The sequence below is a fragment of the Phytoactinopolyspora limicola genome, assembly GCF_011320225.1.
In the GTDB taxonomy this organism is placed as follows: Bacteria; Actinomycetota; Actinomycetes; order Jiangellales; family Jiangellaceae; genus Phytoactinopolyspora; species Phytoactinopolyspora limicola.
This window is the reverse complement of sequence record NZ_JAAOEN010000003.1, coordinates 435,357-458,722: the sequence shown is the minus strand read 5'-3', so window position 1 is coordinate 458,722 and position 23,366 is coordinate 435,357. Positions and strand designations below refer to the sequence as shown.

General features: G+C 65.9%; 21 protein-coding genes. 11 read left to right on the top strand and 10 right to left on the bottom strand.

Features of this window, described 5'->3' with window-relative positions:
• Positions 1 to 2 precede the first annotated feature (2 nt).
• The gene (locus G8760_RS10990) at positions 3 to 1,286 is read left to right on the top strand and encodes an ABC transporter substrate-binding protein (protein WP_166350792.1); all 1,284 of its coding nucleotides are present in this window, start codon (positions 3 to 5) and stop codon (positions 1,284 to 1,286) included.
• 79 nt (positions 1,287 to 1,365) lie between these two features.
• Positions 1,366 to 2,604 carry a TetR/AcrR family transcriptional regulator gene (locus tag G8760_RS10985; RefSeq protein WP_166350790.1) on the top strand — a complete coding sequence of 413 codons (1,239 nt, stop codon included), beginning with the start codon at positions 1,366 to 1,368 and terminating at the stop codon, positions 2,602 to 2,604.
• Between the two features lie 15 nt (positions 2,605 to 2,619).
• Here G8760_RS10985 and G8760_RS10980 read toward each other — a convergent pair whose 3' ends face one another.
• The 6 genes from G8760_RS10980 to G8760_RS10955 are packed head-to-tail and all read right to left on the bottom strand — an operon-like array spanning position 2,620 to position 8,221.
• Positions 2,620 to 4,185 carry a tannase/feruloyl esterase family alpha/beta hydrolase gene (locus G8760_RS10980; RefSeq protein ID WP_166350788.1) on the bottom strand — a complete coding sequence of 522 codons (1,566 nt, stop codon included), beginning with the start codon at positions 4,183 to 4,185 and terminating at the stop codon, positions 2,620 to 2,622.
• A gap of 29 nt (positions 4,186 to 4,214) precedes the next feature.
• On the bottom strand, positions 4,215 to 5,360 hold the full coding sequence (locus G8760_RS10975) for an acyl-CoA dehydrogenase family protein (protein WP_166350786.1): 1,146 nt from the start codon (positions 5,358 to 5,360) through the stop codon (positions 4,215 to 4,217).
• Positions 5,361 to 5,367: 7 nt separating this feature from the next.
• Complete coding sequence (locus G8760_RS10970; protein WP_166350784.1) at positions 5,368 to 6,198, bottom strand: SDR family NAD(P)-dependent oxidoreductase; 831 nt, start codon at positions 6,196 to 6,198, stop codon at positions 5,368 to 5,370.
• Between the two features lie 24 nt (positions 6,199 to 6,222).
• A complete protein-coding gene (locus G8760_RS10965) occupies positions 6,223 to 6,624 on the bottom strand; it encodes a MaoC/PaaZ C-terminal domain-containing protein (protein WP_207782232.1) in 402 nt (133 codons plus the stop codon).
• Positions 6,621 to 7,034: an FAS1-like dehydratase domain-containing protein gene (locus G8760_RS10960; protein ID WP_166350782.1), complete on the bottom strand. Its 414-nt coding sequence runs from the start codon at positions 7,032 to 7,034 to the stop codon at positions 6,621 to 6,623. The genes G8760_RS10965 and G8760_RS10960 overlap by 4 nt, the downstream gene beginning before the upstream one ends.
• 2 nt (positions 7,035 to 7,036) lie before the next feature.
• The gene (locus G8760_RS10955) at positions 7,037 to 8,221 is read right to left on the bottom strand and encodes a lipid-transfer protein (RefSeq protein ID WP_166350780.1); all 1,185 of its coding nucleotides are present in this window, start codon (positions 8,219 to 8,221) and stop codon (positions 7,037 to 7,039) included.
• Positions 8,222 to 8,417: 196 nt separating this feature from the next.
• On the opposite strand from G8760_RS10955, the gene G8760_RS10950 reads away from it, so the two are divergent.
• Genes G8760_RS10950 through G8760_RS10940 form a run of 3 tightly spaced genes read left to right on the top strand, consistent with a single transcriptional unit; the run spans position 8,418 to position 10,969 of the window.
• On the top strand, positions 8,418 to 9,374 hold the full coding sequence (locus G8760_RS10950) for an ATP-binding cassette domain-containing protein (RefSeq protein WP_166350778.1): 957 nt from the start codon (positions 8,418 to 8,420) through the stop codon (positions 9,372 to 9,374).
• Positions 9,371 to 10,120 (top strand): ABC transporter permease, encoded by a 750-nt coding sequence (locus G8760_RS10945; RefSeq protein WP_166350776.1) that lies wholly within the window; start codon positions 9,371 to 9,373, stop codon positions 10,118 to 10,120. The genes G8760_RS10950 and G8760_RS10945 overlap by 4 nt, the downstream gene beginning before the upstream one ends.
• Before the next feature lie 12 nt (positions 10,121 to 10,132).
• Positions 10,133 to 10,969, top strand: a complete 837-nt coding sequence (locus G8760_RS10940) for a DUF4097 family beta strand repeat-containing protein (protein ID WP_166350774.1) — start codon at positions 10,133 to 10,135, stop codon at positions 10,967 to 10,969.
• Positions 10,970 to 10,971: 2 nt separating this feature from the next.
• On the opposite strand, the gene G8760_RS10935 is transcribed toward G8760_RS10940, so the two are convergent.
• Both G8760_RS10935 and G8760_RS10930 read right to left on the bottom strand, forming a co-directional pair.
• The gene (locus G8760_RS10935; RefSeq protein WP_166350772.1) at positions 10,972 to 14,106 is read right to left on the bottom strand and encodes an ATP-binding protein; all 3,135 of its coding nucleotides are present in this window, start codon (positions 14,104 to 14,106) and stop codon (positions 10,972 to 10,974) included.
• The gene (locus tag G8760_RS10930) at positions 14,060 to 14,596 is read right to left on the bottom strand and encodes a ribonuclease FAU-1 family protein (RefSeq protein WP_166350770.1); all 537 of its coding nucleotides are present in this window, start codon (positions 14,594 to 14,596) and stop codon (positions 14,060 to 14,062) included. Before G8760_RS10930 ends, G8760_RS10935 begins: the two co-directional genes overlap by 47 nt.
• Here G8760_RS10930 and G8760_RS10925 point away from each other — a divergent pair.
• From G8760_RS10925 to G8760_RS10915, 3 genes are all read left to right on the top strand, one after another.
• Entirely contained in the window at positions 14,595 to 15,407 is an 813-nt protein-coding gene (locus G8760_RS10925; RefSeq protein ID WP_343074385.1) for an ABC transporter ATP-binding protein, read from the top strand. The genes G8760_RS10930 and G8760_RS10925 overlap by 2 nt on opposite strands.
• Positions 15,404 to 16,891 carry a hypothetical protein gene (locus G8760_RS10920; RefSeq protein WP_166350766.1) on the top strand — a complete coding sequence of 496 codons (1,488 nt, stop codon included), beginning with the start codon at positions 15,404 to 15,406 and terminating at the stop codon, positions 16,889 to 16,891. The genes G8760_RS10925 and G8760_RS10920 overlap by 4 nt, the downstream gene beginning before the upstream one ends.
• A 254-nt stretch (positions 16,892 to 17,145) precedes the next feature.
• Complete coding sequence (locus G8760_RS10915; RefSeq protein WP_166350764.1) at positions 17,146 to 18,687, top strand: SulP family inorganic anion transporter; 1,542 nt, start codon at positions 17,146 to 17,148, stop codon at positions 18,685 to 18,687.
• Between the two features lies 1 nt (position 18,688).
• Here G8760_RS10915 and G8760_RS10910 read toward each other — a convergent pair whose 3' ends face one another.
• A complete protein-coding gene (locus G8760_RS10910; protein ID WP_166350762.1) occupies positions 18,689 to 19,174 on the bottom strand; it encodes a hypothetical protein in 486 nt (161 codons plus the stop codon).
• Positions 19,175 to 19,517: 343 nt separating this feature from the next.
• On the opposite strand from G8760_RS10910, the gene G8760_RS10905 reads away from it, so the two are divergent.
• Genes G8760_RS10905 through G8760_RS10895 form a run of 3 tightly spaced genes read left to right on the top strand, consistent with a single transcriptional unit; the run spans position 19,518 to position 22,119 of the window.
• The gene (locus G8760_RS10905; RefSeq protein WP_166350760.1) at positions 19,518 to 20,246 is read left to right on the top strand and encodes an ABC transporter ATP-binding protein; all 729 of its coding nucleotides are present in this window, start codon (positions 19,518 to 19,520) and stop codon (positions 20,244 to 20,246) included.
• Entirely contained in the window at positions 20,243 to 21,502 is a 1,260-nt protein-coding gene (locus G8760_RS10900; RefSeq protein WP_166350757.1) for a hypothetical protein, read from the top strand. Before G8760_RS10905 ends, G8760_RS10900 begins: the two co-directional genes overlap by 4 nt.
• Positions 21,499 to 22,119, top strand: a complete 621-nt coding sequence (locus G8760_RS10895; RefSeq protein ID WP_166350755.1) for a hypothetical protein — start codon at positions 21,499 to 21,501, stop codon at positions 22,117 to 22,119. Before G8760_RS10900 ends, G8760_RS10895 begins: the two co-directional genes overlap by 4 nt.
• Here G8760_RS10895 and G8760_RS10890 read toward each other — a convergent pair.
• Positions 22,097 to 23,209 carry a helix-turn-helix transcriptional regulator gene (locus tag G8760_RS10890; protein ID WP_166350753.1) on the bottom strand — a complete coding sequence of 371 codons (1,113 nt, stop codon included), beginning with the start codon at positions 23,207 to 23,209 and terminating at the stop codon, positions 22,097 to 22,099. The genes G8760_RS10895 and G8760_RS10890 overlap by 23 nt on opposite strands.
• Positions 23,210 to 23,366 lie beyond the last annotated feature (157 nt).

Sequence of the window (23,366 nt, the reverse complement as noted above, 5' to 3'; positions counted from 1 at the left end):
CCATGAGCACCCGAAAGATCCGAAGCGCAACAACCACACTCGCCGCCACCGTCACCGTCGCCCTGGCCACCGCGGCCTGCGGCGGTGCGGGCGGAACTTCTGACGACGCCGACCGGAACGCCGGCGAACCCGCCACGACCACCGGCTTCGACGGTGAATCGATCAGGGTCGGGGTGCTCGGCGCCTTCTCTGGTCCGGTCGCGGTCATCGGCGAACCGATGACCACCGGCCACCAGGTCTGGTTCGACCACGTCAACTCCGCCGGCGGCATCGCCGGGAGATACCCGGTCGAGCTCGTGCTGGAAGACACGCAGTACAGCGCCGACGTCGCGGTGCGGCAGTACAACAAGATCAAGGGGGACGTGGTGGCGATCGTCCAGCTGCTCGGCACCCCCTCGACCCAGGCGGTGCTCCCGCAGTTGGACAGCGACGGCGTACTTGCCGTACCAGGTTCACTCGACGGGCTCTGGGTCACCGAAGACAACCTGCTCCCGGTTGGCGCCCCGTATCAGATACAGGTCATCAACGCCATCGAGCACTACTTCACCCACGGCGGCGGCGACGATGCCGCCATCTGCACGATGGGACAGGATGACGTCGTCGGCGACGCGGCCGAAGACGGTGCCGAGCACGCCGCCGCCGAACTCGGCATCGACATCGCCAGCAAACAGCGCTTCAGCTCCGGCACCGAGAACTACTCGGGCCAGATCGGGGCGCTGCGCCGTGCGGGCTGCGACATGGTGGTGCTCGCCACGACACCCAGCGACGCCGCCCGAGTGTGGGGCGCAGCCGCGCAGGCCGGATACACACCGCAGTGGTACGGCGTAGCTCCGACCTACATGGGTGCCATGGCCGAATCGCCGATCGGTGAGTACCTCCAAGAGCACGTCATCGTCGTCTCTGAGGGCACCGAATGGGGAGACGACACCGTCGCGGGTATGCGCGAGCTGATCGCCCACGTCGAGGAGTATGCACCAGAGCAGCAACCCGACAGTTACTTCATCTACGGCTACCTCATGGCGCAGGCCTTAACAGCGGCGTTGGAAGCGGCCGTAGAACTCGGGGACCTGTCCCACGTGGGGGTTCTGGAAGCTGCACATGGCCTCGGTGTCGTGAGCTTCGATGGCCTGACGGGCGACTACCAGTACGGCGCCCCCGACTCGCGGGTGCCACCGCTGGAGAGCACCATGTTCGTCGTCGACCCGGAGAAACCGTTCGGACTGGCCGTTCTGGACAGCGCCGTCACCTCCGAGGCCGCCACGTCGTACGAGTTCGCCCTGGAGTAGCCCGCCTTTACGACCTGAGGCATCGCGCGGCGTCTAGAGTAATGGCATCGTCAGCGCGAAAGGGGTGGGAAGGCACACGATGCACACACCATCGGCGCGACGTAGCACGGCCCGCACCCGTCCCCGCAACCGCAGGGCGCTGATCCTGGCCGCGGCGGCTCGGCGGTTTCACCGCTACGGCTACCACCGGGTCAGCATGGCCGACATCGCACAGGACGTCGGTGTGACTCCCGGTGCGCTCTATCGCCACTTCCGCAACAAGCAGGAGTTGCTGAGCCACGTCATCGACCACTCGCTGGAAGTGCTCGACAACAGCCTGGCCAACCGCCAAGCGGGCGACCAACCCGAGCTACTGCTGTCCGACCTGGCCGAGCTGACCGTCGAGCACCGCGAGCTGGGTGTGTTGTGGCAACGAGAAAGCCGTCATCTGCCGGAGGAGCAGCGACTCGCCCTGCGTGAGCATGTGCGGACTCTCGCGGTCCGGATCGGGGAGCTGCTCCGGCAGACCCGAGCCGACATCTCACCCGCTGACATCGACTTTCTCACCTGGTCCACCACCGGCGTCCTGCTCAGCCCGTCCTTCTACGCCCTCGACCTGCCGTCCGACCACACCGTCGCCGTCCTGGTCACGCTCAGCCGGGCGGTGTGGGACAGCGATATCCACACCGGCCAGACCCAGTCCGTGCCGTACACCAACAACCGCGGTATCACCCCGGTATCGCGGCGCGAAGTGCTGCTCGGCGCGGCGATCCGGCTGTTCAACGAGCGCGGCTACCACGACGTCAGCATGGACGACATCGGTGCCGCCGCCGGCATCGTCAGCGCCAGCGTGTACAACCACTTCACCTCCAAGGCCGATCTGCTCATCACGGCATTATCCCGAGGAGCAGCCGGCCTGCAACTCGGACTGAGCCATGCCCTCGCACACGCGTCCAGTCCTCGCGAGGCGCTCGAGATGGCCCTGCGCAGCTACGTCGAGCTGATGATCGCCCACCCGGAACTGGTCGGCACCCTCCTGACCGAGGTCGCCCACCTGCCGGAGGAGGACAAAGGGCAGATCGTGGCGCTCGAACACAGCTACGTCGGTGAATGGCTACGGTTGCTGGGCGAGGCGAATCCGGCGCTGTCCGAACCAGAATCACAGATGTGTGTACAAGCCATCTTCACCATGGTCAACAATGTCGCCCGCACCAAACATCTGCGAACGCGCACCCACCTCGTCTCCGACACGGTCGCCGTCGGCCAGGCCATCCTTCACGCGGCGATCAGCCTGGGCGATTCCCGGCCCGACACGTCCTCAGTCGTGGCGAGCCGGTAACCGCGCCGGACTTCTTTACTCGCAGCTCCACAGATCGTCGCCGTTCTCTTTCGCCACGATCTGGGCAGGGTATGGGCACAGCGGAGCCTGGCGTTCCGCGGTTTCGTCCGTCGCGCGGAGCTCATCGGGTGCGGTGCCGTCGTGTACCCACTTCTCCATCGCGTCGAGCGCGTCGAAGTGGGTGAGCCCAGCGCCACCGCGGCAATGGTCCATTCCGGGCACGAGATAAAGGCGCGCCAGGTCGGCGATGTCGGAACCCATCGTCTCGTGGACCTGCTCGTAGTATCCGATGGTGTGCTGTGCGTTGATGGCGGGATCGGCTAGGCCGTGAGTCATCAGCAGGCGGCCGCCACGATCCTGAAACTCGGAGAGATCCGGATCGTCGGCGTCGAGTAAGGATGCGAGTTCGCTCAGGTGGCTGAGGTCGGTGTCCAGATCGAACGACGCGAGGTCGTACTCGGGATCGTCGAAGACGAAGTAGCGCAGGATCTCGCTGGCCAGGATCCAACCGACGGGGATGCCCTCGGCGGCCGGGAAGGTGAGTCCATTGTCACCTGGCACCGGCGCGACCATGCCGGTGAGGTAGGCCGGCCAGGTCGATTCGTGGCCGATCGGGTGACCGGGCACCAGATCGCTGCGGTCCGGCCAGCCACCGTGGATCGCCGTCACCGCCGCCGCTTGCTCCGCGGTCAGAATGTCGGCCTCGACCAACGTCGCCGCGACACCCCCGTCGATGCGGTCAGGTGCCACCACCAGGTCGGCCACCGCGGCATCGGCGGCGTACGCGGCCTCCAGGGTGGCCGCGTCCAGCGCGGCGATGTCCTCAGGAGGCAACCATGCACCTTCGGTTCGCAGCTGCGCCTGGATCTGCCATACCCACGACGCCACCATCGCGACGAGCGAAATACCCGGAGCGTGCACCACGATGCCATCGAAGTCGTCGGGATAACGCTGAGCGGCCATCAGACCTTGCCGACCACCGTTCGAGCATCCCTCGAAGTAGGAGTAGCGCGGCGTCGACGCGTAGTACTCCTCAACGATCGCCTTCGAGGCCAGCGTCGCGACATGTGTGCCACGGTGGGCCCAATCGAGCTGCGCCGGATAGTTGTGCAACGCCCAGCTGCCGTCGACCGAGCTTGCCCGGTGCCCCGTGTCGGTCGACGCCGCGGCGTGCCCGCGCACCAGACCCGCATCCAGACTGCCTACCTCGCCCGCGAAGCCGCCGACGCCTTGGAAGAAGAAGTCGCCCGTCCAGGTCGACGGGAGCCCGACGTGAAAGCCCACGTCGTTCCCATCGACGGTGTCGTCTCCGGGGGTACGGATCACGGCTTCGACCAGACAGTGTTCACCAACCCCATCGGCCTCGGCGACCAACGTGGTCGATTCCACGGTGACGCTGTCGGCGACGTAGCCGACCAGTGCGTCGCACTGCTCACCGGCGTCCTCGGAACTTAACTCCTTACCGAGCGGCGCTTCGCCGACGTCGTCATCGCCGGCGTCTCCGGCACAACTGACCAAGGCCACACAGACAACCGTCCCGGCTGCGATCCACGAACCGCGACGCGGCGTTCTATGAGACATGGGAAGCTCCCGTCGTTGATGAATATCCGTCAGTCCAGGTCGAGCGACCGGCCGATGATCTCTTTCATGACTTCCGTGGTGCCCGCGTAGATGCGGGAAATCCGCGAGTCCTGCCAGGCGCGGGCTATCGGGTACTCCAGCATGTAGCCGTAGCCGCCGTGCAACTGAACACAGGTGTCCATCACCCGGCCCTGCAACTCGGTGGTCCACCACTTTGCCTTCGCCGCGGTCACCGGATTCAGCTCACCAGCGACGACGTCCGCCACGCAGCGGTCGACATAGTGCTGGGCGATGTCGATCTCGGTGGCGAGTTCGGCGAGCCGGAAGCGGGTGTTCTGCAGCGCTCCAATGGGTTGGCCGAAGGCGGAGCGTTCCCGTACGTAGTCGATCGTCCAGCCGAGCGCCGCGACGGACTGGGCGACCGCGGACACCGCGCAGGACACCCGTTCCTGCGCGAGATTGCGGGTCAGGCCGGCGAATCCGTCGCCCTCACCACCGAGCAGGTTGGCCACCGGAACCCGGGCGTCGGTGAACGCCAGCTCGGCGGTGTCCTGGGCATGCAGGCCGACCTTGGCCAGATTGCGGCCGCGCTCGAAGCCTGGTGTGTCACGTTCCACGACAATGAGCGACAGGCCGCGGTGCGGGTGGTCGCCGGTGCGCACGGCGGTGATCACCAGATCGGCGTTGATGCCGTTGGTGATGAAGGTCTTCGCGCCGTTGACCACGTAACATTCGCCGTCGCGGACCGCGCGGGTGCTGATGCCCGATAGGTCTGAGCCGGTGCCCGGTTCGGTCATCGCCACGGCGGTGATCAGCTCCCCGGCGGCGATGCCAGGCAGCCAGCGGGCCTGCTGTTCGGCATTGGCCAGCTCCAGGAAGTAGGGCAGGCAGATGTCGGACTGAAGGGACAGGCCGAGGGTCGCGGGTGTCACGGCGGCGGCCGCGGCCTCTTCGGCGAACACGGTGTTGTAGCGGAAGTCCACCACACCGGCACCGCCGTGCCGCTCCGGCACGGCGGCGAACAGCCCGAGCTCACCGGCCTTGACGAACAGGTTGCGCGGCACGATGCCAGCCGTGTCCCATTCTGGGTAGTGCGGCGCGACTTCTCTGGTGATGAAGGTGCGCGCGCTGTCCCGGAAGGCCTCGTGCTCCGGCTCGAATAGGGTCCGTTTCATGATGGTCTTAGAACATGAAGCCGCCACCGCAGACCAGGGTCTGGGCGCTGACGTAGTCGGATTCGGGGATACAGAACAGGTAGACCGCCCCGGCCGCGTCCGTGGGGGTGCCGGCACGGCCGAGCGGGATCATCTGCTCCATGGTGGCGACCAGAGCCGGGTTGACGCCCACCTTGATCTCCTTGCCCGCGACCTCGATGGTTGAGTCTCCGTCGGCGCTCGCCTCGGTGAGCCGGGTCTTGATCAGGCCGAAGGCGACGGTATTGACGGTGACGTTGTAGCGGCCCCACTCTTTGGCCAGTGCCTTGGTGAGGCCGGTGACGCCGGCCTTGGCGGCGGCATAGTTGGCTTGGCCGGCATTGCCGCCGAGCCCGGCCACCGAGGAGATGTTGACGACCTTGCGGCAGGGAATCGGTTCACCGGCTTCCCTGGCCTGTTTGGCGGCGGCGGCGATCACTGGTTGGGCGGCGCGCAAGATCTTGAACGGCGCTGTGAGGTGTACGTCGAGAATGGTGTCCCACTGCTCGTCGGTCAACTTCTGGATGACCGAATCCCAGGTAAAACCGGCATTGTTGACGATGATGTCCAGGCCGCCGAAGGAGTCGACGGCGGTCTGCACGAACCGGTCGGCGAAACCGTCGTCGGTGACGCTGCCCGCACAGATCACGGCCCTTCCGCCAGCGGCCTCGATCGCCGCGGCGGTTGCCTTGGCGGGTCCGTCGTCGAGGTCGTTGACCACGACGGAGGCTCCATCAGCGGCCAGTTTGAGTGCGATCTCGGCGCCGATGCCGCGGCCGGAACCGGTGACGATGGCGACCTTGCCGTCCAGTTTTCCCATGGTGTTGTTGCCTTTCAGACGATGTCAGTTGATGGCGACGGTGGCATCGCCGGTGAGGGTGACCGTGCCGTCGGCGAGGGTGACGGCGAGCTCCAGCGTGGCCAGCCCGTCTTCGACCGACACGACGCGACCGGTGCAGGTGGGTTCGCCGTGCACCGGTGTGATCGACACGAACCGCACCCGGTAGGAACGGATCCGTTCCTGTGACACCCAGTCGGTGAGCAGCCGGCCGAGGTAGGCCATGGAGAGCATGCCGTGCGCGAACACGTCGTCCAGCCCCGCTGAGCGGGCCACGTCGAGGTCGATGTGTACGGGGTTGTGGTCGCCGGACGCCGCGGCGAACAGGGCGAGTGTGGTACGCGAGATCGGCTTGATCCGCAACGGCGGCAGTTCGGTGCCGGCCTCGATCGCGACGGTGGTGGTCATTGCGCTGGGCTCCTCACGATGATGACGGTGCTCAGGTCCGCCACGGATGAACCGTCGGCGCGCGACACCGCGGTCTCCTTGACGATGAACTCGAGTGCACCGCCGCCTTTGCTGTAGGTGTCGGCGATGCGAGGCTTCGCGGTCAGTACGTCACCCGCGTGGGCGAGCGAGTGATAGGTGAAGGACTGCTCTCCGTGTAGGACGAACCGCATGTCGACGCCGGCGTTGGCGAGCCACGCGAACGGGTTGGGATTCTCCAGCTCGATGGAGAACAAGAACGTGGGTGGCACGGCGAGGTCGGCGCTTATCTCGTGGCCGATCACCGTGCTGAAGAACCGCAACCGTCCCTCGTCGACGGTCATCGTCGTCGAGGGAAGCTCTGTGCCGATGATCGCGGGATCTACTGCCATGCTCAGCTCACCTTCTCGTACAGGGTCACCACGGCGGCGCCGCCGAGGCCGATGTTGTGCTGCAGGGCCAGGTGTACGTTGTCGACCTGCCGGGCCTCGGCCTGTCCGCGCAGTTGCCAGACCAGCTCGGCACACTGGGCTAGTCCGGTGGCGCCGAGTGGGTGGCCCTTGGACAGCAGACCCCCAGATGGGTTGGTGACGACGCGGCCGCCGTAGGTGTTGTCGCCGTCGGCGATGAACTTCTCCGCCGTGCCCTCGCCGGTGAGGCCGAGTGCCTCGTAGGTGATCAGCTCGTTGGCGGTGAAGCAGTCGTGCAACTCGGCCACGCGGATGTCCTCAGGGGAGACACCCGCGGCTTCGTACACCTGGTGGGCGGCGGCTTTCGACATGTCGTAGCCGACGAGTCGCATCAGGTCTCCGTCGAAGGACGACGCGGTGTCGGTGGTCATGGCCTGCGCCCTGATCGCCACGTCGCGCCGCAGACCGTGTTTTCGGGCGAACTCGTCGCTGACGATCACCGCGGCCGCCGCACCACACGTCGGTGGGCAGCACTGCAACCGGGTCAGGGGGCCGTAGATGGGTGGCGAGGCCAGTACTTCCTCGATGGTCACCGGGTCGCGGAAGACCGCGTACGGATTGTTGGCGGCGTGGGTGCGAGCCTTCACCGAGATGGCAGCGAACGTTTCCGGCTTGGTGCCGTACCTCCGTGCGTAGGCGGCACCGGCACCGCCGAAGTAGCGGGCCGCCATCGGCACATCGAGGTCCGCACCCAGCGCCTTCTCCAGCACGTCGTCGAAGCGGCCGAACGCGTTGGGCCGGTCGTCCCAGTGCGACTTCAACGCGCCGCGCTGCATCTGCTCGAACCCGAACGCCAGCACGCAGTCCGCGGCGCCGGAGGCCACCGCCTGCCGGGCGAGGAACAGCGCGGACGAGCCGGTGGAGCAGTTGTTGTTGACGTTGATCACCGGTATGCCGGTCATGCCGACCCGGTACAGCGCGTTCTGCCCGCTGGTTGAGTCGCCGTACACATAACCCGCGTAGGCCTGCTGGACCTGAGCGAGATCGACGTCCGCGTCGGCCAAGGCGGCGGCCACCGCACCCTCGGCCAGCACGTCGTACGTATCGCTCTTACTCGGCGTGGCGAACGGCACCATGCCGACCCCTGCCACCGATACACGTGCACTCATAAGACCTCCATGACTATTCAAGATTTACATCAAGCAACTGTACACAGGTCGACATGCTTCATCAAGATATCCGCGAGATAATCAGGACGATTAAACATTTACTACATGGTGCTGGGTGTGGCCAGTTCGGCGGTGTCAGTAGGCGTGACGGGTTCGTGTCAGGTCCGTGACAGGACGGCCCGGCACGGTTGGTGCCATGACGAACACAGCGATAGCGGTTTCGGGGCTACGAAAGGCCTTCGGAGACAAGGTCGTCCTCGACGGCATCGACTTCGATGTCAGTGCGGGCACGATCTTCTCCCTGCTCGGCCCCAACGGTGCGGGTAAGACGACAACGGTGAACGTGCTCAGCACGTTGATCAAGGCCGACGGCGGGACGGTCCGGGTCGCCGGACACGACGTCGAGTCCGAGGCCAAAGCGGTGCGTGCGGCCATCGGGGTCACCGGCCAGTTCGCGGCGGTCGACGAGTTGCTCACCGGGCAGGAGAACCTGCAGCTGATGGTCGACCTGAACCGTCGCATCTCATCCCGCGACGGCGCCAAGATCATCGCCGACCTGCTGGAACGGTTCGAGCTGACGGAGGCCGCGAAGAAGCCGGCGTCCACCTACTCGGGCGGCATGCGCCGCAAGCTCGACCTGGCGATGACGCTCGTCGGAAACCCTCGGATCATCTTCCTCGACGAACCGACGACGGGCCTGGACCCACGCAGCCGGCGCACGATGTGGTCGATCATCCGGGAGTTGGTGGCCGACGGCGCGACCATCTTCCTGACCACCCAGTACCTCGAGGAAGCCGATCAGCTGGCTGACCGGGTCGCGGTCCTCGACCAGGGGCACTTGGTCGCGGATGGCACTCCGGACCAGCTGAAGCGGGAGATCCCGGGTACTCACGTCCGATTCCGGTTTGCCACCGTCACCGAACTCGACACCGCGGCACCTCTGTTCGCCGACGCTACGCGGGACGACGAAGCCCTAACTCTGCGGGTACCCAGCGATGGCGGCACCAGGTCGGTGCGGGCGCTGCTGGACCGGCTCGACGAATACGCACTCAGCGCCGACGAGTTCTCCGTGCACACGCCGGACCTCGACGACGTTTTCCTCGCCCTGACGGGCCACACCACCACGACCGACACGACGGAGGCCGGGAAATGAGCAGCAAACCCCAATCGATGGTGATGCTGGGACGCAACGTCAAACACATCACCCGAAACCCGACCACCGTCTTCAACGCGGTCCTGATGCCGATCGTCATCCTCCTGATGTTCGTGTACATGTTCGGCGACGCGTTCGACGTCGGTGTCGACTACATCGACTACGCCACGCCGGGCCTGATGCTCCTGGCGGTGTGTTACGGGCTGAGCTCGACGGCGATCTCGGTGAGCTCGGACTTCACGAAGGGCATCATCAACCGCTTCAAGGTCATGGACGTCACCCGGGCTTCAGTGCTCACTGGCCACGTCGTCGCCAGTCTGCTGACCAATCTGATCGCCATCGCCGCGCTCATCGGAGTGGCCTTTCTGCTGGGATTCCGGCCGTCGGCGAGCTTCGCCGAATGGCTAGGTGTGGTGGGCATCGTTCTCCTACTCGGGTTCGCGGCCGGATGGTTCACCGTCGCCATGGGACTGGCGTCGAAATCCCCTGAGACGGCCGGGATCGCCGCTGTGCCGCTGGTGATGTTGCCCTTCTTCAGCAGCGCGATCGTGCCGGCGGAGACGATGGGGCCGGGTCTGCGGCAGTTCGCCGAATATCAGCCCTTCACCGCGATGATCGAGGCGATCCGCGGACTCCTGGAAGGCGCTGCGGAGAGCAGCGACGTGATCACCGCCATTGCCTGGTGCCTCGGGATCGCTCTCGTCGGGTTCCTGTGGGCCGGATCGACATTCAAGAAGCGCGCTTAGAAGGAGTTTGTGATGCCAACATTCACTACACCAAAACCCATCGCCGCCACCGTAGAGGTCGCCGGAGCCCAGGTGCAGGTCACCGCCAGCGATCGCACCGACACCGTCGTCGACGTCCGGCCCCTCGACCCGTCGAGGCGGAAAGACGTGAAGGTCGCCGAGAACACCAAGGTCGAGCTCATCGACGGTCAGTTGTCGGTCAAGATGAAGACCGCGGGGGACAAGAAGGGTTCGGTCGCCATCAGCGTCGATCTGCCCACCGGATCTCGCCTCGCCGTCTACCTCGCGCACTCCGTTGTCCGTTCCGGCGGCACGCTGGGTGACTGCGAACTGCACATGGCTTCGGGTCAGGTCCAGCTGGACAGCACCGACACCCTGAAAGCGAGCATCGCCTCGGGGGATGTCGAGATCGGCCACATCGCGGGGCGCACCGATATCGACGGCGCGGCATTCACGATGCGGATCGCCGAAGTTGAGGGGACAGTCGCACTACTGAATTCGGGCGGCCGGGCCTGGATTGGCCGTGCCGCGGCCGACGTCGGCCTCAGGAGCAGCAGTTGCGACTTCGACATCGACCGGGTCGACGGCAGTATCACCGCTACGACGAGCAGCGGTGCCATTCGGATCGGCCGAATGAGCAACGGCCGGGCGAACCTCACGAACGGCTCGGGTGACATCGAGGTTGGCATCGCCGAAGGCGCCGCCGCGTCCATCGACGTCAACAGCGAACGAGGAGCGGTGCACAACTTCGTCGCATCGCCCGGAGAACCAGGCCCTACCGATGCCAAAGTTTCGGTTCACGCCCGTACCCGGCACGGTGACGTCACCGTCCAGCGTGCCAAGAGTTGACCCTACGAAGCGAAGGTGTCCTCGACCAGATCAACCGGACTAGCCTGTGCACCCTGCTGCGTCACCTCGGCGAACCGTTGTTCGCCGAGGTGACGCAGTGCTGTGTGCTCGATCCTGGCCGCATCCGGATCGGAGCGGTCCGGTAGGCCGCGCAGGTGATCGCTGGCGGCGAGTAGTTGTGCTGCTTGTTCGTACTGCTCGAGGCGGAGGGCGAGGTCCGCCACGCCGACGAGAGCCTGCGCCACTACCGGTGGGGCTTCCAGCTCCGAGGCCGCTTGCCAGGCAACCACCCGGTGGGTGCGGGCTTCCCGGATATCGTCGGAGAGGTAGCCCAGGATGTGGTGGATTTGCGCCCGGACAATAGGCCGGTCGGCGGCATCACCCAAGAGGGTCGTCGCGGTTCCGAGATACTGCCGCGCTTCCTCCGTCTCGCCCCGCCAGCGCGCCAGCGCCGCGTTGGCGAGCGCGAGGTCGACCAGCGCATATGGCCAGGTGATCCCCTCGGCCTTCCGTTCGGCGTCGGCAATGGCGGCGGCGCTAGCCTCCTGATCTCCGTTCAGCCAGTACAACGGTGCCTGCAGGGTCCGCACCTCGATGACATCCTCGACGGCGCCGAGATCGGTGAGGACCGCAACCGCTTGGTCGTAGTACTCACAAGCGCTGGTGAGCTCGCCCCGCATCGCATGCTGGCGGGCCAGTTCGGACAGCGCCAAGTAGATCCCGAATCGTTCGCCGAGCGTCCGGAACTCCGCGAGCGCCAGCTCCAGTTGCGCTTCTACGTCCTGGCCGCCCTGGCCGAGCAAGGAGCGCATCTTGGCGAGCTGCCACCGCGCCATGGCGCGCACCCATGGATCAACACTGTCCAACAACGACTCGATCGCGGGCAACACTTCATCCGGCGCGTCCAGCATGCGTTGCAGCGGAACCGCGAACTCGAGCAGAGGGTTGCCGCCGCTGGAGCGCTGGCCGAACTGGTATGCCTTACGGATCCATTCCGCGCCGACGTGTTCATCGCCCTGTCCGGAGGTGACGAAGAGCACGACGAAGCCATACGTGAGGGCCCGAACCTCGTCGGGTACGTCACCGGGGAGGTCGGCGGCGGCGATCAGCAGGTCAAGGCCTTCGGTCCGGCGGCCACCGAGCCACCAGTACCAGCCGGTGGCGGCGGCAAGCCGCATCGCCATAGGCGCGTCACCGGCCGCGATCGCCCCGCGCAGAGCGGCGCTGATGTTGTCGTGATCGGCGGCCAGCGTGGCGAGCCAGGTCAGCTGCTCGGCGCGGCGTAAGTGTGGTTCGGCGGTTTCGGCGAGTGTGGTGAAGTAGGTGAGGTGAGCCTTCCGGGCCTGATCGGCTTCGCCGGCTTCGGCTAGCCGGTCCGCGGCGTACTCCTTGATCGTGGTGAGCATCCGGTAGCGAGGGGCGGCGCCACCTACCGCCACGAGCAGCGACTTCTCGGCCAGCGACGTGAGCAGCTCCAAGATCTCGCCCTCGTGGACCACATCGCCGGCGCAGACCTGCTCGGCCGCCTCCAGGCCCACGCCACCGGAGAACACCGACAACCGGCGCAGCACGGTCCGTTCGGCGTCGGTAAGCAGTTCCCAGCTCCAGTCGACCACGGCACGAAGCGTCTTGTGCCTCGGCAACGCCGTGCGGCTCCCGCTGGTCAGCAATCGGAACCGGTCGTCGAGCCGGTTGGCGAGCTGCTCGATGGTCATGGTGCGCAGGCGGGCCGCCGCGAGCTCGATCGCCAGCGGCATCCCGTCGAGCGCCCGACAGATGCGCACCATCATTGCCTGGGTGTGCTCATCGGTGCCGAGGTCCTTGCGTACCGCGCTGGCCCGGTCCCTCAGCAACGTCACCGCTGGTGAGGAGGCGGCCTCGGCACGGCTAGCGCCGGTGGGCACCGTCAGGGGTTCAACCTGCCACAATGCCTCGCCGGTGATACCGAGCGGCTCTCTGCTCGTCGCCATGATCCGCATCCGGCGGCACTCGCGAAGGACACGTTCGGCCAGCGTCGCCACCGACTCGATCACGTGTTCACAGTTGTCCAGGATCAGCAGCATCTCGCGGTCACGGAGCGCCGCGATCAATCTATCCGCCGGGCCCGTACTCGGGTCCGCGCCGAGGAGAGCGTCGCGGAGCCCGAGCCCAGCCAGGGCGGTCTGTGCCACGTCACCGTCGGCGCGGATGGGGGCGAACTCGACCAGCCAGGTCCCGTCCGGCAGGTCGCCGAGCATGGCTCGTGCCGTCTCCGTGGCAAGCCTCGTCTTCCCTGAACCACCCGGTCCGATCAGCGTGGTCAGCCGGTGCTTCACGACGAGTTCGCGGACCGCGGCGAGGTCAGCGTCGCGACCGACGAAACTCGTGAGCTCAGCCCGCACGTTGGTCGGGTGGTTCTCCTCCCGTCGGTCGACCTCGCCCCGCAGCAGTGCGACGTGCAGCGCCGACAACTCCGGTGAGGGGTCGACGCCCAACGTGTCCGCCAGAGTCTCCCGGGTGCGTTCGTAGGCCATGAGGGCATCGGAGTCCCGCCCCGCGGCCACCAGGGCTCGCATCAGCGCCGCGACCAGCCGTTCCCTTAGCGGATGCGCCGCGACCAGGTCGGTCAGTTCGGTGACCAGGTCCGCACCGTGGCCCAGTTGGACTTCGGCGTCGAAACGATCCTCCATGGCGACGATGCGGAGCTCTTCCAGCCGTGCCGTGGCGGCGTCGAAGGCGTCGCTGTCCTGTAGGCCGACGTCCTGCATGGCGGCGCCTCGCCACAACCCGACGGCTTCGCGGAGCAACTCGAGTCGTGTGGAACCCTCCTGTTGGCGCGCCTGGGCAAGGAGATGTTCAAACCGCAGCGCGTCGACGGACGCCGGCTCCACCACTAGCCGGTAGCCACCCGTCCGTCCCTCGATCGCGCCGTCGGGTAGGGCCTTGCGCAGTCGGGACACCAAGCGTTGCAGGGCATTGGCCGCATCGGCGGGTGGATTCTCTCCCCAAACCCAATCGACCAGCGTAGCTTTCGGAACTATCCGCCCGGGCGTAAGCGCCAGAGCGATCATGAGTGCGCGCAGCCGCGCACCCGGTACGTCTGCCGCCTCGCTACCGTCGGTGCGCACCTCGAACGGTCCGAGCATCTTGATTTGCACTCTGGCGATTCTGCCAGGCTGACACCGGCAATTGGGGGAGTGGCCAGCCCGGATCTGGTCGCCATAGTGGCCAATCGTCGTCGAAGGGTGCTCCGCGAGCCCGCGCTATTCCGAGGATGTCCCGCGCGTGGTGATGGAAGGATGCGGCGTCGGCTGCGGTGAAGCGCCCTGCCGCGACGGCGGCGTCCAGCTCGTCTTCGTCTTTGATCTTGGTCGATCCGTCGGCGCGGATGACGACGTCGAGCTCGTGATCACGCGTCACGATTCCGGCGTCGTCCCGGACGTGGACATCTTCGAGATTCACGTACCAGCAGAGGTGATGCCAGTGGTCGTCCCAGAAGAGCCAGACCGACCACGGCCGCCCAGTGGGCGCGATCTTCAGCGTTCCGTTGCCACGCCAGACGTCGCGTTCGGACGCTCGAGGGTGTTGGTGCCGTTCATGGAGCGGAGCGTGGCGGAGTTCTCGTCCGTCCGGCAGTGCGGCGCGCATGATAGGCGTGCCGGGCGCCAGCCACGCGACCAGGCCGTCGGCGGGGCGCCGGAAGGGCGGCGAACACCCGACTCAGCGACGACACCTACACCGTGATCATGTTGCGAATCCATTGCGGCACAGTCTAGGAGCCGGCAGGTATCGTGCGGTCGATGGATGGTGTTGCTGGGGTGGGGACCCCGATCCGATGATCGACGTCCGGTCCGTCTCCGTAGGGGAGGGCGACGTCGTACGGCTGAGGCCGACCTCATTCAGTGTTGTCCGAGGACAGTGCCTGAGCCTGACCGGTCAGAACGGGGCGGGGAAGACAACTCTGCTCTCCGTGCTGGCGGGCCTGGTAACACCGTCGTCAGGCACCTGTCTCGTGCGCGGCATGACACCTGATGACCGGAATCGGGAGTTCCGTCGCTGCCTGGCCGCGTCGATCGGTGCGCCGGCCTTCGCGCGGAACTTGACGGTTGCCGAGCACGTCGAGTTCGTATCGGACACCTGGGCGGGGTTCTTCGCTCCGGACGAGCCCATCGCTGATGACGCTCTTGCCGGGTTGGGGATCGATCACTTGGCGACGAGGTATCCGCACGAGTTGTCGACGGGGCAGGCGCAGTTGTTTGCGCTCGCGCTGGTGTTGTCTCGCCCGTTCGATGTTCTGATCCTGGATGAGCCGGAACAGCGGCTTGATGATGAGCGCGTGGACCTGGTGGCCGAGGTCATCGACCGGCTCCTGGCGGACGGTCGGACCGTGATCATGGCAACTCATAACGCACGCTTGCGCGCTCATTTCGCCGGCTACCAGATCCATCTCGAGGGATGACGACGCGGTTGACGTGGTCGAAGATCGCCAACGCGGCGTACATGTCCGTACTCGTGCTCGTTGTGGTCATCGGACCTCTGGGCTTGGCCGCCGTCACCGCCTTGCGCGATCCAGGCGCCTTGGCAGTGATGCAGTCGGACTCGATGACCGTCATCGTCGGCGCGGTGAGTGGGGCACTTCTCCTGCTGGCGTTCGGGTTCGGCCAGGTCAGAGGGCCAGCGATGCTGGACTCGTTCGCGGTCGACGTGGTGGTGCAAGGCCCACGCTCCCGTCGCGGCACCCTGGGCCGGCCGTTCCTCGTCGCGGCGGGGCTGCTGACGGTGTTCGTGGGTGTGTTGGGTGCACTTCCGCTGGTGATTCTGTGGCTCGAAGACGCCGTTGCGGTCCGGTCCGTCGTCGCGTTCACGTCGGTGAGCATCCTCGTCGGCGTCATCACCTCGGTGACCTGGCTGGCGGGTCAGGTTGTCAGCAGGCGCAAGCACGCGGCTATCGTCGTGGTGGGCGGCGCGGTCTACCTCGTCTACCTGCTGGTCGAACCCGTCCGGCCGGTCATTGCGTGGCATTGGGTTGCGGCGGGCTGGCCGGGCGACGACGGGCCGGGCGCGCTGGCTTTCGTCCTGCTCGCGGCCGTGGCGGCGGCCGGCGTCGTGGCCGTTCCGAGGTTGCTTGACACCATTCGCTACCGCGATCTGCGCGAACAGGCGCAGACGTTGTCGACGGCCGGATCGTGGGCGCTCACCGGTGATCTCGCGGGTGCTACGGCGGTCTTCCGGGCGCCACCCGCCGTGGGCCGGAACTGGCGCACCCCACGTCACCTACCGAAAGGCGCACGATGGCTGTGGCGTGACGTCCTCGCAATGTCGCGGAACCCGGCCAGACTTCTCCGGGGTGTGACGAGCGTCGGCGGGTGCGTACTCGTATTAGCCCAGGTTGATTCGGTGCCTTCGAGTATTCAGCCGGCACTCGTCGTACTGGCCGTTGTCCTGGGTTATTCGGGTATGACGGTTTTCGGTGACGGTTTCCGGCTTGCCGCCGACAGCGCTCCGCGGCCCCGGCTCGTCCGCTATACCGTTGGGCACCGGCTAGCCCTGCATTCGATGGCGCCCCTGTCCGTCTGTGTGGTGCTCTCGGCCATGGTGGCGGCGGGCACTGGAATGAGTGATCGGTTGTCGCTGCCGGGCGCGGCGCTCGCCCTCGAGTCGGTTGTCATCATCCTGATCTCGACCGCGTACGCCGCTGGCAAAGGGCCGATGCCGGTGTCGCTGTTGATGCCGGTGCCTACGCCATTCGGAGATGCGTCGGCACTGGCCATGTTCGCTTGGCAGTTCGACGGCCTCATTCTGTCCGCGGCCACTGTGGGTGCATGTGTGTACCTCTTCGTCACCACCGGCCTCGGCGCCTCATTCGTCGCCTTCGTCGCGGCCTTGCTCGTCATCGGTTATTGGGCGCGCCGACGGTACAGGGCGCTGAGCACCCCGGGGTAAACGACGTGTGACGTGATCAAGGGCACAGGGACAAGTTCGTTCGCGAAGGCGCTACTGGTCGGTCATCGGACCGTCATCCCCGTAAGATGCAATAGCGCGTGAAGCTCTCCGCGCCATATGCCTGAGAAAGACCCGGCACCACTGTGCTGGCCGTACCACCTTGCTCCAGCGCCGTCGACGTCGCTGTGTGAGCTTGAGACATGTCCGCCGCCCGGGGTGGCGGAGCTTCGCGCACCCGGGTGTCACACACGAGGATGACGTTGCCGACAACGCCTGACCCTGCCCTGTCCGCACAACCCCGCACCACCAACCTCAAGACCCGCGGCTCCAGCCTCTGGACTCGATTCCGGCAGGCCTGGCTGTCCAACCCGAAGGCGGACATCCTGGCCGGGATCGTCGTCGCCCTGGCCCTGATCCCGGAGGCCGTCGCCTTCTCGATCATCGCGGGGGTAGATCCGAAGGTTGGCCTCTACGCCTCCTTCTCCATCGCGATCATCATCTCCATCGCTGGTGGCCGTCCGGGCATGATCTCCGCGGCGACCGGAGCGATGGCGTTGGTCATGGTGCCGTTGGTGCGTGAGCACGGCGTCGAGTATCTGTTCGCCGCCACGATCGTGGCGGGAGTGCTCCAGGTGCTGTTGGGCATGCTGGGTGTTGGCCGGTTGATGCGGTTCGTGCCCAGAACCGTGTTGGTCGGGTTCGTGAACGCACTCGCGATCCTGATCTTCCTGGCCCAGGTGCCCCACGTGGTCGGGGAGTCCTGGCCGGTGTATGTCCTGGTGGCGGCCGGGCTAGCGATCATCTACCTGTTGCCGCGGCTCACCAAGGCGGTTCCCTCGCCGCTGGTGGCGATCGTGGTGCTCGGCGTCGCGACCGTCTCGTTCGGGATCAACGTGCCGACCGTGGGTGACATGGGGGAGTTGCCCAACGCGTTGCCGGTGATCGGGGTGCCGATGGTCCCGCTGACCCTCGAGACGCTGATGATCGTCTTGCCGTTCGCGGTGACCTTGACCTTCGTCGGGCTGCTGGAATCCCTCCTGACCGCGCAGATCGTCGACGACTACACGGACACGACGTCGAACAAGGACCGCGAAGCTCGTGGACAGGGCATCGCCAACGTCGCCACCGGATTCTTCGGTGGTATGGCTGGCTGCGCGATGATCGGCCAGACGGTGATCAACATGAAGTCGGGTGGACGTACCCGGCTGTCCACGTTCACCTCCGGTGCCACCCTCATCGTGTTGATCTTGGTGCTGGGTGACCTCGTCGCGGCCATCCCCATGGGGGCACTCGTCGCGGTTATGGTGATGGTGTCGATCTCGACGTTCGACTGGTCCAGCATCCGGCCCAGTGTGCTGAAACGGACGCCGCTCACCGAGACGGCGGTGATGGTGACCACCGTGGTGATCGTCGTGGCCACCCACAACCTCGCGTACGGTGTCATCGCCGGTGTGCTGCTGGCCGCGATCTTCTTCGCCCGGCGCGTCGCGCATCTGGTCGACGTCTCCAGCGTCCTGGACCCGGACGGCGGCATCCGGATCTACGCGATCACCGGCGAACTGTTCTTCGCCTCCACCAACGAACTGGTCCACAGCTTCGACTACGCCGAGCCGACGCCCCGGGTGATCATCGACCTGACCGACGCCCATGTGTGGGACACCTCAGCCGTCGCCACCTTGGACACCGTCGTCGCCAAGTACGCCGCACGTGGTGTCGATGCCGAGATCATCGGGCTCAACCCCCACAGTGCCGCGCTGCACGCGCGCACCACGGGCCAGCTCAGCGGCCAGCATTAAACTACATTTGGCGGTTCGGCGGGCGGGTCTTGGAAACCGCCGAGCGCAACCGGGCCGCGAGGGCCGGCAAGTCCTCCCGGACACCGAAGTGCCAATCCCACAACGTCTGGCAACGCACTGTTATGGCGACGTGATGGCCCTGAGCGATGACGGCCTCTGCGCGCAACCGTCCGTCGGGTCGGATCCGGACGCTCAGCCGAGTACTACGGTCACCCAGGCTGGCCGTCTCCGCGCTGGGCGCGACGGCGAGGTCGGTTAGCTCGTCAGCGAAGCGCAGCACGTCATCCCAGGCGAGAAAGAAGACACCTGACGTCAAGCGTTGCTTAAGGTCCGTCGACGGAAGAAGCGTGTCACCGGGCAGATCAATCTGGCAATGTGCATGTTGTGGGTCACCGCCGGGCTGGTCCATCCAACTGCGGCCACTACCAGCCGCGATGCGCAACCCGATGCCGTAGACCTGATCAAAGAAGGTGATCCTCTCCTGCACGTCCGGACATTACCACTGCCGACGGGAGATATCCGGAATCCGCACGGTTCGGCTTGGGGTCTATTTCTGGATGTGTTGTTTCCGATAACATTCGGTCACTTTCAGCCTCGGTTCAGCGAGACTGGCAGGCACCAAGGAGGGGGCGATGCCGTCGGCCGGGGTGCGTGCGCGGGGCCAGATACGGGTCACTCTCGACCGGCGTACGTTCAAACCCGACAAACACTCGTCCTGGATCTACCGGGGACCAACCAGCTACTGAGTTCGACTTTTCTTGCGCCAGGAGACAGCCGTTCGGTGTCTCCTGGCGCAACCTATGGGTTGCCTGAATGTTTGGGAGGAATGGGTGACGGTGTTGTCGCCGGGTGCCATCGTGGCTAAAGACCTCGTGAAGAAACACGGGCGTCGGTTTCAGTTGGGCCCGTTGTCGTTGCACCTTGAGCCTGGTGTGACGTGTCTGGTGGGAGCGAACGGCGCGGGAAAATCGACCCTGTTCCGGGTGGTGGCCGGGATTGACCGGCCAAGTTCAGGTTCGTTACGCCTCGAGGGGCCAGGAAGCCAGTTGCTTGGATATTTGCCGGAGGAGCTGGACCTGCCCAGAGCCGCGACGTGCGAGGAGTTCCTGCACTATGTCGCGTGGTTACACCGCGTGCCGAGGAAGGATCGCGATGCGGCTGTGACGAGTGTGCTGGAGCAGACTCGGCTGTTGGACCGTCGGCAGAGCAAGATCCGCGAATTGTCGAAAGGAATGCGGCAGCGGCTGGGGATTGCGCACGCGCTCGTTCACAACCCGCCGGTGGTTTTGCTGGACGAACCCAGCGGGGGACTTGATCCTCGGCAACGTGCGGTGCTGCGAGAAACGATCGTTGGGAACGCCCAGAACCGGGTGGTGCTTGTGTCGACGCACCTTGTTGAGGACGTCCGTGGGTTAGGTGGGCGGGTGATCGTCATCCGCAACGGTTCGTTGGTGTTCGACGGCTCGGTGGTGGAGCTGGAGCGCTGTGACGTGGCGTCAGCACCGGGGGAGACGCCGCTCGAGCGCGCCGTGTCCGGACTGATCGGAGAATCGGAGTGAGTGTGCGATTCGCGGCGGTCACGCTGTTTGGTGTGTGGGCGGCGCCGGTTCACCTGGTCGGGTTCATCCTTGACTTTTCCCTGACGGGGATGCCGTATCGCGGTGAGGGGATGTGGACCGTTGACTGGTTGTCCGGGGTGTTGTGGCTGGTCGGCCCGCTGGCCGCGGCGTTGAGCGCGGTGGATGCGGCTCGGTTCACCCGTCCGGGGCGGGTACATCTGGTGGTCACTGCGGCGGGGCATCAACGGCCGCTGGTGTGGGCGGCGATGTGGTGTGCGGTTCCGTTGATGGGTGTTCATCTTGTCGCTGTGGGCGTCGTTCTGGTGCTGGGTGGTGTCACCAGGCCTAGTGCGGGGTGGGGTCCGATGATGCTGGCCTTGGCAGTGGGCCTCCTGGTGATCGTTTGGTGTGTTGCCCTGGGGTCGGCGATTGGCCGTTTTCTGGGGCCGATCGTCGCCGGATTGGCGGCCGGGGTGGTCTGTGTGGTGCTCTTCCTGGTGATTGGTGATGAAGGCAGTGGTTTCTCGGGGCGGTTCGCGCTTCTTGAGACGGGTGCTGGATCGGCGCCGCGGATCGGCTACGGATACAACCTCGATTATCTGGGCGGGCAGGCTCTGGTGCTCGCCGTGACCGCAGGCGTGTTGCTTCTGCTCGGGGTTCGGGAGAGATCTGGCCGGGTGCTGCCCACGGTTGGCGGGGCGCTGCTGGCGCTTGGTGTGGTCGCGGTGGTGCCGGCTGCGTCGGCGGTGTTGCCGGGTGACCGTTATGTTGTTGATGCGTCTCCGCCCGATCACTGTTCCGGGTCTATGCCACGGATCTGTACGTACGTCGAGCATGATCGGGTTCGCGCGGATCTGGTCGCGAAGATCGAGGTTTTGTCGGAAGCGGCACTTGACGCTGGTTACCCGGCGCTGGTGCCGGACGCCGTGCACGAAAGGAGCCGCACCTACTGGCCCGACAACTTCGACACCCGCGGGTTCCAGATCCCCACCGAGGTACTGGAAGGCCAAGAGATGCAATGGTTTGAGGTCGCCTATGGGCTGGTCGACCCGGTTCATTGTGATGCCCTGAGGGCTGACATCGGACCCCCGGACGAGTTCTGGGGCGACTTAACGGCATTGATTTTCACCTGGCTGGACCTGGCGTCGCTCCCAACCGGGGACCGGTGGTTCGATCCGGACCACGACCGGTTGCTCTCGCCGGGTGAGACCACCGAGGTTATCGATCGGTTCGCCCGATGTGAGCTTGAGCGGTGACGACAGCCGGGCGAGCGTGGGTCGGCGTACATCACAGTCGGCTCGCTGGCCTCGTCATGATCATCACTGCCCTGGCGTCACTCATCTGCGCCGAGGTATCAGTACGACGGCTCGGTATGGTGGTGTTCGCGGACCCGGTGGCGGCACTGCTGCTGATTCCCGCCATCGCCGGGGTTGCCGCCGCCGTCGCCTGCGCCTATCCCACGAGCGCGCCGCTACCGGATCCGCCCAGGGCAGCGTTGGCCCGCCTGTTGTGGATCCTCACCTGGACCACCGCCGCGGTGGCGGCTGCCAGCGTCGGCGTCCTGGCCGGCGCGGACGTAGACGCGGCGCCCATCGCTCGCAATGTTCTGGTGTGTGCCGGGTTGGCGACCGTCATGGTTGTTGTGGGGCGGCCCTTGCTGACGTGGCTACCGCCCATGGTGGTGCTGCTGGTCAGTGCCATGTTCGGGATGCCGGACCAGTCTGACCCCGAAAGCGACGGAGGCGCCTATTGGTGGGCGGTGCTGATCGCGGATGAGGTGACTCCGGCAATGTGGGTGATGGCGGGAGGGCTGTTCCTCGTGGTGGTTGCCGCCTACGTCGCGGTGCCATTCAGTGGTGCACGACGTTGGTGACGGGGTAGGCGTGCTGGTGGAACATGGTGCTCATCAGCTCACCCCGCGACGTGGTGGCCGTCTTCGCGAAGATCGACTTTATGTGATCACGCACGGTGTGTTCGGAGATGAACAGCCGGGCGGCGATCTCAGCGGTACGACGGCCCGCCGTGAGCTCACCGAGTACCTCCTGTTCTCGGGCGGTGAGGTTGTAGGCGGCGACGAGCAGCGGCGTGATCTCGGACGGTCGCGAAGGTTCGATGACCAGGACGACGTTGACGATCTCACCCGAGCGTGCCGTCGTGCAGTCGCCCCGGAGGGTGAGCCATCGCCCGGATGAACCCCGAACCCGGGTGACCGGACGCAGTGCGCTGCCGTGGCCGGTGGCGCGAGCGCGGGCCAAGGTGACCACCATGTACGCCTGACCCGGCACTTGGACGTCGGGCCCGGCGTCGATGGGCAGCATGTCGAGTTCGTCCAGAAGGGCGGCCGCGTTCTCCGACATCGAGAGGATGTGCCCATCGGGATCGAACGTCACGATTCCGGGGATGACGTCGTCGTTGTCGTGGACCCCGGAGCCGAGGATTCTGCGCCGCAGAGCGTCGGCGATCGGCCGGCGAAGCTGTTCGACCCAGGCCAGCTCGACGTCGTCGAAGTCCTGAGTTCCGCTTTCACGCAGCAGATTCGCGATTCCCCAGCAGGCGCCATCCATGGAAAACGTGGTGCGCAGTTCCGGGCCGAACCCGACGGGTTGATACAGCTCGACGTAGCGCGGGCTCAGAACCGGGTGGTTCTGTGTCGCCCGGTGCAGGGTGGCCACGGCGCTAGCGTTGCGATGCAGGTCGGCGAACTTGTTGAAGTCCTCGGCGAGAAACTCGTTGTGGAACCACGGTGCACACATCGCCAGCGGGAGGTTGTCGACGACGGCGGCCGTAGCGACGATCGTGGTGTCCGGGTCGGTGGCACTGATGAAGGACGCACATACGCCGAGAGAGCGGGCGAAGACCTCCCGTAACGCGTCGACGAATTCTGTCGGTTCGACGGCGTCGGCGCATATTTCGTGAACGCGATGTGCGCCGTGGCGGAGCTGGACCGAGTCCGCATTCCCCATTGTCCGAGGCTACTCGCATGGAACGGCTCGCGATATCCCTAGCTTGAGGGGGACGCCTCGGCGAAGAACCCACTGCCGGCGGGATGGCCCCCGCACCCCGCACGGCGAAGACTGACCACAGCCATGAGGTGCCGACAACGATTAGCAGGGGGTCCGA